The organism is Acinetobacter sp. ANC 4910, assembly GCF_004331035.1.
Classification (GTDB): Bacteria; Pseudomonadota; Gammaproteobacteria; order Pseudomonadales; family Moraxellaceae; genus Acinetobacter.
In genome coordinates, this window is sequence record NZ_SJNT01000004.1 from 326,205 (window position 1) to 340,759 (window position 14,555).

Genomic DNA, 14,555 nt, shown 5'->3' on the forward strand with positions numbered 1-14,555 from the left:
TCAAATGCTCAAACTCCTTCCATGGAAAAAGTGAACTGAACAAATCTCTTAACTCAAAAACACACTGTTTCTTACTTGTAAAAGTCTTATATCATGTTATTTTTCTGAGCAATTCCCTTTAACCCGTAATTACGATAAACCGCTTCGCCTCTTATTCCTTAAGAATGGCATTCGCTCTATTTAATAGTTTTCGCAACTATTACTTTTATCTAATTTACAGATTATTTTCAATTTTATTTATGGCAAAAATTAAAACTGTATATCGCTGCGAACAATGTGGCGCAGACCACTCTAAATGGGCTGGACAATGTGTTGAATGTGGCGAATGGAACAGTCTGGTCGAAGTCCGTATTGAACCTGTGGTGACGCATCGCGCCCAGCCTAAAATAGGCGGAGGTTATGCAGGACAAGCAGCCAATATCACGACTTTAAATCAGGTCTCCGTTTCACACGAAACCCGTCTTGCAACAGGGATTGGTGAATTTGACCGCGTACTTGGTGGAGGGTTGGTGACAGGTTCTGTGGTGTTGATTGGTGGTGATCCCGGCATTGGTAAATCAACCATTCTCTTACAGACAGCAACTTACATGGCGGCTGCTAAAAGTTCTGCGCTTTATGTTACAGGCGAAGAATCACTATCGCAGGTTGCACTGCGTGCACAACGTCTAGATTTGCCCACCGACCAATTAAAAGTCATGGCAGAAACCTGTGTAGAACGCATTTGTGAAGTTTTAGCACAAGAACGTCCTGCTGTTGCCATTCTCGATTCTATTCAAACCCTTTACACAGAAACCTTACAATCTGCCCCGGGTGGAGTCTCGCAAATTCGAGAATCGGCGGCATTACTCACACGTTTTGCTAAAAACAGTGGCACTGCACTTTTTCTTGTCGGTCATGTTACCAAAGAAGGCGCCTTGGCAGGTCCACGTGTACTTGAACATATGGTCGACTGCGTGCTGTATTTTGAAGGACAATCCGACTCACGTTATCGCATGATTCGTGCCGTTAAAAACCGTTTTGGTGCGGTGAATGAATTGGGGGTTTTCGGCATGACCGATAAAGGTCTTCGTGAAGTCGCCAACCCTTCGGCTATTTTCCTGAGTCGCTATGACGAAGCTATTCCAGGTTCAATTGTGATGATTAGTCGTGAAGGCACACGTCCGCTATTGGTTGAAGTACAAGCGTTGGTTGATGATGCACATGGGCAACCGCGCCGCGTTGCTTTGGGCTTAGAACAAAACCGCTTAAATATGTTGCTCGCAGTTATGCACCGTCATGGTGGTGTGCAAACCTCTGGACAAGATGTTTATGTCAATGTCGTAGGTGGTTTGAAAATTACCGAAACAGGCTCGGACTTAGCCGTTCTACTGGCTTGTGCTTCTAGTTTAAGAGGTAAAGCATTACCACAACAATTGGCTGTCTTTGGTGAGGTTGGATTATCTGGTGAAATTCGCCCCGTACCTAACGGTCAAGAACGCTTGAAAGAAGCCATTAAACACGGTTTTAAATACATTATTGTGCCGCGCGCCAACGCGCCACAAAAAACGATTGCAGGCGTACAGATTATTGCAGTGGCACGACTACATGAAGCATTAACCGAAGCGATGAATCTATCAGAATAGCCAAACGCCGCTGTTAAAATTTAACTGTGCAAAATTAAACAAAAAAATTGCTTTTTCTTATTGAAAAAATTGACAAATGCCTGCATAAATACAGGGCTATTTATCATTTTTATAGGAAAATTGAATGGAAGTTCGACAGCGTAGTTTAGTTGCAGGTATTTTAGCAGCGATGTTATTGGTAGCACCTTTGGCTGAGGCTAAACGTGCGGGTGGTGGTAAAAGTCATGGCATGAGCCGTTCTGCCACACCAACCCAGTCTTATCAACAACCTCGTCAAGCGACACCTGCACAACAACCTGTTGCCCCTGCGACTGCACCACAAAAATCTGGTCCAGGCGTAGGTAGTATGGTTGCTGCGGGTGTTGCAGGTGCTGCTATTGGTGCAGTTGCTGCAAATGCACTTGCAGATGATCATCCAGCAAGCCAAGCCGTTGCACCAGCAGAAGAAAAAGGTGGAATTCCAAGCTGGATTTGGATTTTACTTGCTGCAGCTGCTGCCTTCTTCATTTTCCGCAAGATGGGCGCAAAAAAAAAATTAACATCCGCTAACCCGTATGCACCAAATAATGGCGGTCAAGCTGCATCGCCATTTGGTCAAGCACCTGCTGCACCACGCGCATCTACTGACAACACCAATATTTTTGGTCAATCTGTAGCTGGCGGTGCGGCAACTCAAGCACCTGTCAATACTGCACCATTTGGTTCAGCCTATACCAACAGTGGTAATCAACTCCCTGATGGTACTGAACCTGCTGCATTCTTACGTATTGCGCGTCAACGCTTTAATCATATTCAGTCTATGAATACCGCAAGCAATATTGAAGAAATCCGTCGTTACCTCACGCCAGATTTATACCAATCAATGTATAACGACATTATGACCAACCGTGATCAAGATGTTGCTGAGTTCTCTAACTTAAATGCAATGGTGACGGATTCTGCGACTGAAAATGGTCAGTATGTGGTAAGTGTTCGATTTACAGGTACTGTCAGTGAAGACCTCAACAGTTTGCCGCAACCATTTGCCGAAATCTGGCATTTTGTTAAACCTGCAGGTTCAACCCAAGATTGGTTGGTTGCTGGTATTCAGCAGGCTTAATCATTGAAATATTTAAAAACAGCGACTTCGGTCGCTGTTTTTATTTGCCATTGAATCAAGCTAATATCGAATGAAGAACATAATTGAATAAAACTTATTTCTAGCCGAGATCAAGCACCAAATAGAAGGATACCAATATGCAACCACTGCTTTGCTATAAAACACTTCCCATTTGGAAGCATGACACCATTCCTCAAGCATTTCAGCAAGCTCATAATACCAAACAAGGTACATGGGCAAAACTCAATATTTTAAAAGGCGAATTAGACTTCGCCATGCTGAATGAACAAGGAGAAATCCTTTCTGAACTTCATTTTAGCCCAACCAAACAACCGCCGTTCATTGAACCTCAAGCTTGGCATCGTATTGTGGCATTCAGCCCTGATATTGAATGCCAACTCAGTTTCTATTGCCAAGCCAATCAATTATTCACTCAAAAATATCAACTTACGCCAACCCATTCCGAAATTTTAGCAGCCCTTCCACATCTTCAAGGTGGCAAAGCACTTGATGTCGGTTGTGGTTCAGGGCGTAATGCACTTTTTTTGGCTCAGTATGACTTTGAAGTTGATGCATGGGATGTAAATGTACAAAGCATACGATGCTTGGAACAAATAATTACGGCTGAGCACATACAACAGGTTCATACCCAGCTCCGTGATTTAAACGAAAATCAGCAGATTCAAGATCAATATGATTTTATCTATTGCACCGTGGTGATGATGTTTTTACAAGCACATACCATTCCACCGCTCATCGCACAAATGCAGCAAGCGACCAAGTCTGGCGGTTATAACTTGATTGTATGTGCGATGGATAGTGAAGATTACCCAGCGCAGTCCGACTTTCCTTTTAGCTTTAAGGCAGGCGAGCTGAAAGCATATTATGAAAGTTGGACCATCCTTAAATACAATGAAAATATTGGTGAACTACACCGTACAGATGAACAAGGACAACGCATTAAACAGCGCTTTGCTACGCTCTTTGCACAAAAAATCTAATGTTAGAGCATAAAAAACCCGCCAGATGGCGGGTTTCTTAGCATTGGATCTTATAAACGAACCAATTTTACAATTTGTTCTGCAAGTTCTTCTACTTGTTCAGCAGTAAAGCTCACATCAGTTGCATCAGTAAGGTCTGTAATCACAACCACACCCGTTTCACGCAATAAAGTAACTTGTTCCGAGGTTAAACCTGCTTTAGCGATTGCCACAACACCTTGTTGAATCAACAAGCTTTCTAAGATTTGTGCTTGCTCAAGTGCTTTTGCTGTTACAGTCACAACTGCTGGTTTTTGACCTAAACGTGCAGCACGATCTTCCGCAGAAACAGGGTTTGCATGTGCTGACCACTCAACAGATTCTTCCACCATACCCGCACCAATCGTTACGTTATTCAAACGATCAATGAAGATAAACGAACCTGTATAACGGCTGTCTTGATAACGGTCAAACACCACTGGTGCATCAAATTCAACAGTCACATTGGCAATCGCATTTAGATCAAGATGATCTACTTGCATTTGCTCAAGTGTGTTCACGTTCGTACGGAAGTTAATGGCAGTCACTTTCGCAGGAACAGTTTGAGTACCCACTTTTAAGTTATACAACTTACCAATCACGAGTGGCTGATCCGCCATCCATACCACAGTCGCTTTTACAGAACGAGAAATTGCAGGAATACCCTGATCCGCACGGACCAACATATTACCGCGTGATACATCAATCTCATCGTTTAGCGTTAATGTCACCGCTTGACCTGCAAATGCATGTTCAAGGTTGCCATCAAAAGTTACGATTTCTTTAACCGTTGAAGACTTACCCGATGGTAAAGCAACAACTTTATCGCCCACGTTAATTTCACCAAGGGCAATCGTTCCCGCAAAACCACGGAAGTCGAGGTTTGGACGGTTTACATATTGCACAGGGAAACGGAAATCACGCTTCGCAGTATCACGGTTAATTTGTACCGACTCCAGCGTACCCATTAAGGTTTCGCCTTTGTACCATGGTGTGTGTTCCGAAACATTCACCACGTTATCGCCATTTAATGCAGAAATAGGCGTAAAGATGATGTTGCTTGGCTTACGGTCACCCAATTGGCTAACGAAGTTGCCATATTCCGCTTGAATCTCATTGAAACGCGTTTCAGAGAATTCAACCAAGTCCATTTTGTTGATCGCAACAACAATGTTCTTAATACCCAACAAGCTTGCAATATACGTGTGACGACGTGTTTGCGTTTGTACGCCATAACGCGCATCAATTAAGATGATCGCAAGGTCACAAGTAGACGCACCTGTTGCCATGTTACGCGTATATTGCTCATGTCCTGGCGTATCAGCAATGATGAATTTACGTTTTTCAGTCGAGAAATAACGATAAGCCACATCAATGGTAATGCCCTGCTCACGTTCTGCTTGTAAACCATCGACAAGAAGTGCCAAGTCAGGTGCATCGCCCGTTGTACCCACTTTTTTAGAGTCACGAGTCACGGCTTGCAATTGATCTTCATAGATCAATTTTGAATCATAAAGTAAACGACCGATTAAAGTACTTTTACCATCATCGACATTACCGCAAGTCAAAAAGCGTAATAAGTCTTTGTTTTCGTGTTGTTTCAAATATGCCAAGATATCTTGGCTAATCAGGTCAGATTGATGAGACATTGCTCAAACTCCACAAATTCGTTGAAATCGTTTTAATCTCCCTAAATCCCTCTTTAATAAAGAGGGACTTTCATCAGGAAATTAGAAATAGCCTTCTTGCTTTTTCTTTTCCATCGAGCCTGCTTCATCATGGTCAATCATACGACCTTGACGTTCAGAGCTTGTGGCAAGCAGCATTTCTTGAATAATTTCCGGTAAGGTATTGGCAGTTGATTCAACCGCGCCCGTGAGTGGGTAACAGCCTAAAGTACGGAAACGTACCGATTTCATTTGTGGAACTTCGCCTTCTTTTAAAGGCATGCGCTCATCATCAACCATGATGAGTGTACCGCTACGTTCAACCACAGGACGTTCTGCAGCTAAATATAAAGGTACAAGTGGAATACTTTCCAAATAGATATATTGCCAAATATCAAGCTCGGTCCAGTTTGATAATGGGAACACACGAATACTTTCACCTTTGTTCACTTTACCATTGTAAAGATTCCAAAGTTCAGGACGTTGGTTTTTAGGGTCCCAACGATGCTTGCTATCACGGAAAGAATACACACGTTCTTTCGCACGTGATTTTTCTTCATCACGACGTGCGCCACCAAAGGCAGCATCAAAACCGTATTTGTCCAGTGCTTGTTTTAAGCCCTGAGTTTTCATGATGTCGGTATATTTGGAACTGCCATGATCAAATGGATTGATCCCAGCATCTTTACCTTCTTTATTTTGATGAACGATCAAATCGAAACCATGGGTTTTCGCCATGTTGTCACGGAATGTGATCATCTCTTTGAATTTCCAGCCTGTATCGACATGCAATAGTGGGAATGGAAGTTTTGCAGGATAGAACGCCTTCAAGGCAAGATGCAGCATGACAGCTGAGTCTTTACCAATAGAATACAACATCACCGGATTTTCAAATTCGGCAGCTACTTCACGAATAATGTGAATACTCTCAGCTTCAAGCTGTTTAAGATGAGTAAGTCTTTCCTCATTTATTGACATCGACAACACCGATTACTAATTCGTGCTTATTACACATTCAACAATTGATATTCATTATAGAGATTTACTAATCACAACTATTGCTTGTTTTATTATATTGATATGCAAAATTATCATATAGAGCATAACTAATAATAACTATAAGTTTTCAAGCTATAGTGAATCTCTACCCTTTCAAAATGATTGCAAAAACTTTAAAGATTTTAGCCTATTCACTCTTTGCCTGCGCGGCAGCTTCGCGCTGTTGCCTTAATTCAACACGCTTTTGAATTTCTGCACGCTCTAAATCATATTGCTTTTTATTCTCTGCATCGCTTTTTGCAGCTAAAAGTGCCATGCCAAGAATAAACACTGGAATAAACAGTCCAAATGCCATTAATTTCCAAGGTATGGGCTTTTTGTTCACTTCTGGTTGGCTCATAGGTGATTTAACTCAAATCTTGCATTCTTCATTACGCAACAATATAACAAAAAAGAGCCTCAATAATGAGACTCTTTTTCACCAAGATTGATCTAAAAATGACTTAGAAATTGCCCGTACATTGTGGGTTTTGACTTGCGTCTTTCTGTGCGTCAGTCAATACAATACCTGTAGCAGCGGACATATTTGCCTGAATGAAATCAACAGCATCTGCATTTTTACATACGATTGCTTGCGTATGTGTTGCATTCGGTACGATCGTCAGCTTGTAACCATCAGCATAATTATTTTGCGGGAAATAGTTTGTCGCCTGTGCTTGCATATTTGCATACAAAGCTTGTGTAACTACAGGCAATACTGCCTGATCTTTCTCTCCCTGAATAATAAATACAGGGGTTTTAATCACTTTTGCTGCGGTTGCATTAGTGGCTGGTTGATTATCTATCAAAAATTTCTGAACCACAGGATCGGTTTTAATTTTATTTAAATCAATGCCATATTGAGCAATTAAATGGGTAGGATCTTTTAAGAAATCAAGTACGCCGACTTTGAATAGCTCCTGCAAACCATTCGCACTATTCGGGTCTGCATAACCCAAACATGCACCATCATCACCCGTACGGCCATATGCTTTTTCTGCAATATCCGCAGCACCCGCTGTAAAGATATTTTTTAAATCGTAATTAGGTTGATATGCTTTAATACCTGAACTGGTCAGTGCCGCATAAGCCAACAATTCAGCATAACCATCTGCAATTTGATCAATTGCCGCTTGTCCTTGTTCTGCTGTAATGATGTTGTTTGCAACTGCATATCGAACTTTTAGTAATTGCTCATCTAATCTATTCACACCCTTAGATTGATTATTTTCATCAAGATTCAACTGCGGATCGAGATAAATTTGAATAATTCGACCTAAACTTGATGCTGGTGCACCCGCTACTGCACCTTTATAACTGCTATCGGTATTGGCAAACTCAGCAGTACCCAATGAGGCATGTCCACCTTGTGACTGACCAATTGACATCCATGCGCCATTTAGCTGCTTACCATAATGATCTTTTGCTGCTTTGACTGATGCAATTGCGGAATTTGCCTGACTAGATAAGTTCAAATAAGGATGTACACCTGGTGTACCCAACCCCTCATAATCCGGTGCAATGACTACATAGCCCGCGGCCAATAAAGTATCTACTAGAATTTTAAAGCGAGGGTTAAGTAGATTTTTACTTGGCGCACAGTCATCTCCTCCGCCAACAGTTCCATGTTCCCAGACCACTACACGATAACCATCTTTAGGCTGAATGGCTTTTGGAAACAAAACCATGGCAGTGGCTGTTGTGGTTTTCCCTTGAACATTGGTCATATTATAGGTCATGACTTTAATCGATGCGCTATTCTCTACTGTATCTAAAGAATAATTCCCTTCAGATAAATAGGTTTTATTTGAATCGGCTACCGTATTATCGTCATCATCATTACAAGCTGTTAAAAATAGACTTGAAAGTGTCAATGTAAGTGCCAAAGCTATTTTCGTGTGCTTCATAAAATATCCTTTTTTTAATCTTTATTTTTTGGGCATGAAACTACATGCAGAATGATTAAGGCATAAAAAAAGTGCCCTGTATAGGACACTCTTTAACCATATGGTCATTTTAAATCGTTAATTCTAAAAAAATTCCCATAAAAATTACCAATCCTACCCAACGATTGTGACGGAATGCCCAAAAACAAATCTGAGGATCACGATCTTTGGTTTTGGCAGCTTGATAAATAAAATCACCTGCAACGATCATTAAAGCAAGCAGGCCAAATGGCATGAATAACTGTTCTAAAAATAAAACCGTCCCTATTAAAATTACACTGAACAACTGCAACATGCCAATAATTTGAATATCATAACGACCAAATAAAATCGCGGTTGATTTCACCCCAATCTTTAAATCATATTCACGATCAGTAATGGCATATTGTGTATCATAGGCAACCGTCCAAGCTAAATTCCCAAAATACAATAACCAGCAGGTTAATCCCAAAGGTTCACCCACTGCGGTATACGCCATCGGAATAGACCATGAAAATGCAGCCCCCAGAAATACCTGCGGTAAATGGGTATAGCGCTTCATAAAGGGATAGATAAAAGCCAGAAATAATGCCCCAAAAGAACAATAAAAAGTCTCTATCGGTAAAAAAAACAACATACAGGCGCTGGCAAAAACCAAGATTAAAAAGACATAAATCGCTTCTTTTGCACTAATGACACCTGTTGCCAAAGGCCTATTTTTGGTTCGCTCTACGTGAGCATCGACTTTACGATCGGCGAAGTCATTAATGGCACAACCCGCAGCACGCATAAAAATAGTGCCCAAAATCATTGGAATTAAAATTCCTAAACCTGGCATGCCTTTATTCGCAATCCATAAAGCCCACATGGTTGGCCAAAAGACCAATTCGGTACCAATAGGTTTATCAAAACGACATAAATAATAATAAGCTTCTAAGCGTTCACGCCAAGTAATATGTTGCACCGTAGCCATGAAAATCCTTCAACAATTTCATAATTTGGTTTTGCGTAGATACTGCTCGAATGCAGGTAAGAACGTTTCTTGCACAATAAATTTACAACCATGCCAAGTATAACAACTTTGGCGTGTCCAACCATCTTCTAACCAAATCACACGGCGTTCACATGCTGGATTGGTACGCTGGAACAGAAACCAGCCAATAGGTTTTGTGCCAATATGTTTAAAAAGTCTGGCACGGCCTTGCAAACTCAGAATCGGAAAAATACTTTTCGCTTTAACCCAAGGCTGCGTATCATTGCCGTATAAAAAACTTTCTCTAACCCATGACGTATGCTGAAATGGCATTTCCATCCATTTTGCATCAATAAAATGTAGGCGTTGAAAATGCTCTTTCATAGGTTGTACCCTAAATTTTCCACCCGCCAAATCCGTGAGTTGCTGCGTCAATGAACCTGTAGCATACAACCATGTTTTCAGTTCAGTTGGAATCTGCTGCTGCATAACCTTACCTGTTTAATTGATCTGCTGTGCGCTTAAACGCTTTTTGCGTTATGAAGAATGTCGTTGATTCAATTCTAGGATCAATCTTTAACAATTATCTGTTTTTGCAATGGTTTCAAATTTACCTTGCGGCGTTTTCACCAAAATAAACCCTTCAGCGCTCAAGTAAAAACTTTGGGGATAATCATAGTCGAGTGCCAACTCAGGGCTTTTCAGGGCAACAAACTCTGCCTGCTTATAACCTTCTGGTGTACGCCCAACTTCAACATAAGTCACCATTGAAAAATTCAGTTTAAAACCTTTGTCATGGTCTTTGGGATCAATCCACGGATAAAAACTGGTATGTTTCTTACGCTGTGCCATAAAGCTGATCTATTTTTTAAATAAAACAGATAATACAAAAAAAACCCGCGACGAGCGCGGGTTTTTTACAGTGGAATTCAGTTCAGAATTACAAGCTGTAGTACATATCGAATTCAACTGGGTGAGTTGTCGTATTAAGACGACGAACTTCTTCAGTTTTAAGTTCGATGTACGCATCAAGCATTTCTTTAGTGAATACGCCACCTTTCAATAAGAATTCGTTATCCGCTTGAAGTGCTTCAAGTGCCATATCTAGGCTATGAGCAACTGTAGGGATTTTTGCTTCTTCTTCTGGAGGAAGGTCATACAAGTTCTTGTCAGCAGCTTCACCTGGGTGAATCTTGTTTTGGATACCGTCGATACCCGCCATTAACAATGCTGCAAAACCTAAGTACGGGTTCATCATTGGATCTGGGAAACGAGCTTCAATACGTTTGCCTTTAGGGCTAGAAACGTAAGGAATACGGATAGAAGCAGAACGGTTACGTGCTGAGTAAGCCAACATAATCGGAGCTTCGAAGTGTGGAACTAAACGCTTGTACGAGTTTGTAGAAGGGTTTGTAATTGCATTCAATGCACGAGCATGCTTGATCACACCACCGATGAAGTAAAGCGCCATTTCTGAAAGACCAGCGTATTCATCACCAGCAAACAAGTTCTTGCCATCTTTAGAGATTGACATGTGAACGTGCATACCAGAACCGTTATCACCAACCATTGGCTTAGGCATGAAAGTCGCAGTTTTTGCATATTGGTGTGCAACATTCCAAACAGCATATTTGAACTGTTGTACTTCGTCTGCTTTACGAACCATAGTATTGAAGCTCACACCAATTTCTAATTGGCAAGATGCAACTTCGTGGTGATGTACTTCTACACGACCTGGGCCCATGATGTCTTCAATTTTTGCACACATTTCTGCACGCATGTCGTGTGAAGAATCAACTGGAGGAACTGGGAAGTAACCACCTTTAACACGTGGACGGTGACCAGAGTTTCCGCCTTCGTAGTCTTTATTTGTTGACCAAGCAGCTTCTTCAGCGATTAATGTATGGCGTGCGCCAGACATATCGATTTCCCACTTCACTTCGTCAAATACAAAGAATTCTGGTTCAGGACCAAAGAATGCAGTATCACCAATACCTGTAGATTTTAGGTATTCTTCTGCACGGCGAGCAATAGAACGTGGGTCACGGTCATAACCTTGACCAGTTGATGGCTCGATGACATCACAAGTAACAACTACTGTAGGCTCAGCGAAGAACGGGTCGATAAAACCAGTTTCAGCATCTGGGCGTAAAATCATGTCAGACGCTTCGATACCTTTCCAACCAGCAATTGAAGAACCGTCAAACATTTTACCGTCTTCAAAAGTATCTTCATCAATTGTATCTGCTGGGTAAGTTACGTGCTGTTCCTTACCTTTAGTATCAGTAAAGCGGAAATCGACCCATTTTGCGCCACTTTCTTGGATGAGTTGAAGGACCTTGTTCGCCATGCTCATTTTGCTCCGATGATTTTTTGTTGCACCTGTGGAGTGCGTGTTAGTAGTTGGCAGTTATAAAGCAATTCTCATACCAACTTTAAAAAAACAAAGCTAAAACATTGAATTATTTATCAGAATACAAGATTTATAAACTTTGCTTCCACCCTATTATACTGTTTGAAAAATGAAATGCACCATATTCAATCATTTTCATTATTAAGAAATTAATCAAACCACAAAAGGAACCAAAATAGTGCATTTGAATACAAATGACATAATCCAGTGCATTTTTTAGCGCATTTTTTAATTCTTATGTCTTTTTTATTTATAGACTACTGATTCGTTCATCAGAAATGCTTATAAAAATATAAAATACGATCAATGCAACAATAAAAACGCATGCTTTAAAGCTTATCTAACAGTACACATCGTTCATCCGACCATTTAAAACCACGCTTATGTCTCAAAAGATGCACCACTTTATTGCTACTCATGACTCCCCTTACTCGGCCTCACTTTGTGTATCAAAAATCCCCCAACCGCATTAGAGATAGAGAAAATGCTGAATCTCTAATAAAAGTCAGTCTATTTTATAGACAATCAATAAATTTTGACCAATACTACGACAAACAATGATCAATTCAGATCTATATAAGTACAACACTGCAAAAATAAAGGTAGGACAAAAACACTCGCCTAAAATGCTTTGACGATATCAAAAAACGGGATCCTTTTAATATTTAAGTAAACAACAAATTAATACTGCTTTCTTCAGCTAACCCCACTTAATACCTTGTGAGAAGATAAAAATATAAGCAGGTTAACCAGAGGTAGAATATGAAAAAAAGTTTGTTTTTCGGTTTTTGTTCTCTATTTGCTGCAATCAGCCAGGTCCATGCTGCGGATACTGCTGATTTAGCAAAACAACTTTCTAATCCAGTCGCCAATATGGTCAGCGCACCTTTTCAGTTAAATTATGATGAAAAGATTGGTGCAGATGAAAATATTGAACGCTACCAACTCAATATTCAGCCCGTCATTCCAATCAGTTTAAATGAGGATTGGAATTTAATTTCACGTACCGTCCTTCCCGTGGTTTATCAAACTTATGGTGATAGCGCTAAATATGATGATTGGGGCACTGGCGATATCGTTCAAAGCCTATTCTTCTCTCCAGTTGAATCTGGCCCAGGAGGAATTATTTGGGGTATTGGACCTGCAATGCTATTACCAACCGCTTCTGAAAAAACCTTAGGTGCTGATCAATGGGGACTCGGACCAACTGCCGTTGTACTTAAACAAATGGATGGTTGGACCTTTGGGGCATTGGCCAATCATATTTGGGCAGTTGAACATAAAGATAATGCTGAAGGTGTAAGTAGTACATTCTTGCAACCTTTTGTCAGTTATACCTATCCAAGTAGTTTGACTATTGGCTTGAATAGTGAAGCCACGTACGACTGGAACAGCGAAGATGCAACTATACCAATCAATTTGACAGCAACCAAAATTGTAAACTTAAATGGGCAGTTGATCAGTGTGGGTGGTGGTGTGCGTTACTGGGCGGATGATACGACGGGTAGTGCAAAAGAATGGGGGGGCCGTTTAATTGCCTCTTTCATTTTCCCGAAATAATTTTGCATAACAATTACTGATCAACTGAATGGGAGATGCTGACATCTCCCATTTTTACGACCTAGTCCGTGTCGACCACCAACATAAAAACGAACCTAAAGTGACCAAAGCAGTACCTTGCCAAAATGCCCATGACAGCTCTAAATCAAGCAACTGCATAGCAATTAATGAGGAAATAATCGGTGTGAAATAAGATGCAGCTGTCAGTAATTGAATATTGCCATGCAAGATTCCAATGTTCCAAGCCGCATAACCCAATCCAAATGCAGCAGCACTAACCGCCAAATAAATAAAACTTTGGACTTGAAGATCAGGGATTTCAAAATCGCCTATCCAAAGATATTTAAACCATAATGCAAGAGCCGTTAGACAAAAAAATAGGGCAATCGCGTTCTGACCATTGCCAATTTTTTTCGTGAGAATGCAATACGCTGCCCAAATAAAAGCTCCAATAAATGCCAGAACGTAGCTGATGGGGTTAACCGTAATATTCTGTATAATCTGGTTTACACTAAACTCGCCACTTCCGATTTGAACTTGAATAATACCAAATAAAGTCAGTAACATTCCCACAATCACTAAAGGATGGAACTTTTGCTCTTTGGTTAAAATTAAAAGCAATACTGTCAGACTTGGCCACAAATAATTCAGAATACTGACTTCAACGGCTTGTTGATTGTTTTGAGCAAATGCTAAAGAAAGTGATAGGCATAATTCATAAGCAACAAACAAAATAGAGCCAAAAATCAGATAAGATTTAGGGAATAAATGCAATTTTGGTGGTTTAAATAAGATTAGTAAAATAATAGAACTTAAGCTGTAAATTAAACAGATACCCAAAATTGGACCAAATCCATCCGTAACTTGTCTCAATAACCCGACAATAGAAGCCCAGAACAAAATGGCACATAGCCCAATCATAGTGGCAAAACGATGTGACATAATCTCCTACTTAACCCGCGTAAAATTCATGTGAATGTAGCAATAGTCAAATGACGCGACAAGGTATTTAACTCTAATAGCATGGATAGTATCCATTCAAATTATATAAAACTAGGGTCTGTTAACATTTCATAATAGACAACTTGCATAACTCATAAACCGAACAATCATTTGCTGTAATTGTGCACCGACATTTTTTGATATTTCATGCATAATTTATGCATGAAATATATTGATATACAGAAACTGACTGATCCTCAGTTCAAACGCCTAACGGGAATATCTTGGTCTACTTAT

13 protein-coding genes are annotated in these 14,555 nt (G+C 40.5%); 4 read left to right on the forward strand and 9 right to left on the reverse strand.

Annotated elements, in window-relative coordinates; all coding sequences use genetic code 11:
- The first annotated feature begins 239 nt into the window (after positions 1 to 239).
- The 3 genes from radA to tehB all read left to right on the forward strand — a co-directional run bounded on the left by radA (position 240) and on the right by tehB (position 3,722).
- The gene (radA, locus tag E0H82_RS06360; RefSeq protein WP_131263865.1) at positions 240 to 1,622 is read left to right on the forward strand and encodes a DNA repair protein RadA; all 1,383 of its coding nucleotides are present in this window, start codon (positions 240 to 242) and stop codon (positions 1,620 to 1,622) included.
- Positions 1,623 to 1,746: 124 nt separating this feature from the next.
- Positions 1,747 to 2,721, forward strand: coding sequence for a Tim44 domain-containing protein (locus E0H82_RS06365; protein WP_131263866.1), 975 nt, complete (start codon positions 1,747 to 1,749; stop codon positions 2,719 to 2,721).
- Between the two features lie 137 nt (positions 2,722 to 2,858).
- Positions 2,859 to 3,722 (forward strand): SAM-dependent methyltransferase TehB, encoded by an 864-nt coding sequence (tehB, locus tag E0H82_RS06370; RefSeq protein WP_131263867.1) that lies wholly within the window; start codon positions 2,859 to 2,861, stop codon positions 3,720 to 3,722.
- A gap of 50 nt (positions 3,723 to 3,772) precedes the next feature.
- On the opposite strand, the gene cysN is transcribed toward tehB, so the two are convergent.
- From cysN to glnA, 8 genes are all read right to left on the reverse strand, one after another.
- Positions 3,773 to 5,389 (reverse strand): sulfate adenylyltransferase subunit CysN, encoded by a 1,617-nt coding sequence (cysN, locus tag E0H82_RS06375; RefSeq protein ID WP_131263868.1) that lies wholly within the window; start codon positions 5,387 to 5,389, stop codon positions 3,773 to 3,775.
- An 81-nt stretch (positions 5,390 to 5,470) separates the two neighbouring features.
- Positions 5,471 to 6,379, reverse strand: a complete 909-nt coding sequence (gene cysD / locus E0H82_RS06380) for a sulfate adenylyltransferase subunit CysD (protein ID WP_171065359.1) — start codon at positions 6,377 to 6,379, stop codon at positions 5,471 to 5,473.
- Positions 6,380 to 6,593: 214 nt separating this feature from the next.
- Entirely contained in the window at positions 6,594 to 6,806 is a 213-nt protein-coding gene (locus E0H82_RS06385; RefSeq protein ID WP_116759408.1) for a hypothetical protein, read from the reverse strand.
- A gap of 103 nt (positions 6,807 to 6,909) precedes the next feature.
- Positions 6,910 to 8,352, reverse strand: coding sequence for an alpha/beta hydrolase family protein (locus E0H82_RS06390; RefSeq protein WP_131263869.1), 1,443 nt, complete (start codon positions 8,350 to 8,352; stop codon positions 6,910 to 6,912).
- 109 nt (positions 8,353 to 8,461) lie between these two features.
- Positions 8,462 to 9,343 (reverse strand): 4-hydroxybenzoate octaprenyltransferase, encoded by an 882-nt coding sequence (gene ubiA, locus E0H82_RS06395; protein WP_131263870.1) that lies wholly within the window; start codon positions 9,341 to 9,343, stop codon positions 8,462 to 8,464.
- 18 nt (positions 9,344 to 9,361) lie between these two features.
- The gene (locus E0H82_RS06400; RefSeq protein ID WP_116759414.1) at positions 9,362 to 9,832 is read right to left on the reverse strand and encodes a chorismate--pyruvate lyase family protein; all 471 of its coding nucleotides are present in this window, start codon (positions 9,830 to 9,832) and stop codon (positions 9,362 to 9,364) included.
- 87 nt (positions 9,833 to 9,919) lie between these two features.
- Positions 9,920 to 10,195 carry a hypothetical protein gene (locus E0H82_RS06405; protein WP_131263871.1) on the reverse strand — a complete coding sequence of 92 codons (276 nt, stop codon included), beginning with the start codon at positions 10,193 to 10,195 and terminating at the stop codon, positions 9,920 to 9,922.
- Between the two features lie 88 nt (positions 10,196 to 10,283).
- Positions 10,284 to 11,699 (reverse strand): type I glutamate--ammonia ligase, encoded by a 1,416-nt coding sequence (glnA, locus tag E0H82_RS06410; protein ID WP_171304935.1) that lies wholly within the window; start codon positions 11,697 to 11,699, stop codon positions 10,284 to 10,286.
- Positions 11,700 to 12,518: 819 nt separating this feature from the next.
- On the opposite strand from glnA, the gene E0H82_RS06415 reads away from it, so the two are divergent.
- A complete protein-coding gene (locus tag E0H82_RS06415; RefSeq protein WP_131263872.1) occupies positions 12,519 to 13,316 on the forward strand; it encodes a transporter in 798 nt (265 codons plus the stop codon).
- A 54-nt stretch (positions 13,317 to 13,370) separates the two neighbouring features.
- On the opposite strand, the gene yddG is transcribed toward E0H82_RS06415, so the two are convergent.
- Positions 13,371 to 14,258 carry an aromatic amino acid DMT transporter YddG gene (gene yddG, locus E0H82_RS06420; protein WP_131263873.1) on the reverse strand — a complete coding sequence of 296 codons (888 nt, stop codon included), beginning with the start codon at positions 14,256 to 14,258 and terminating at the stop codon, positions 13,371 to 13,373.
- Positions 14,259 to 14,555 lie beyond the last annotated feature (297 nt).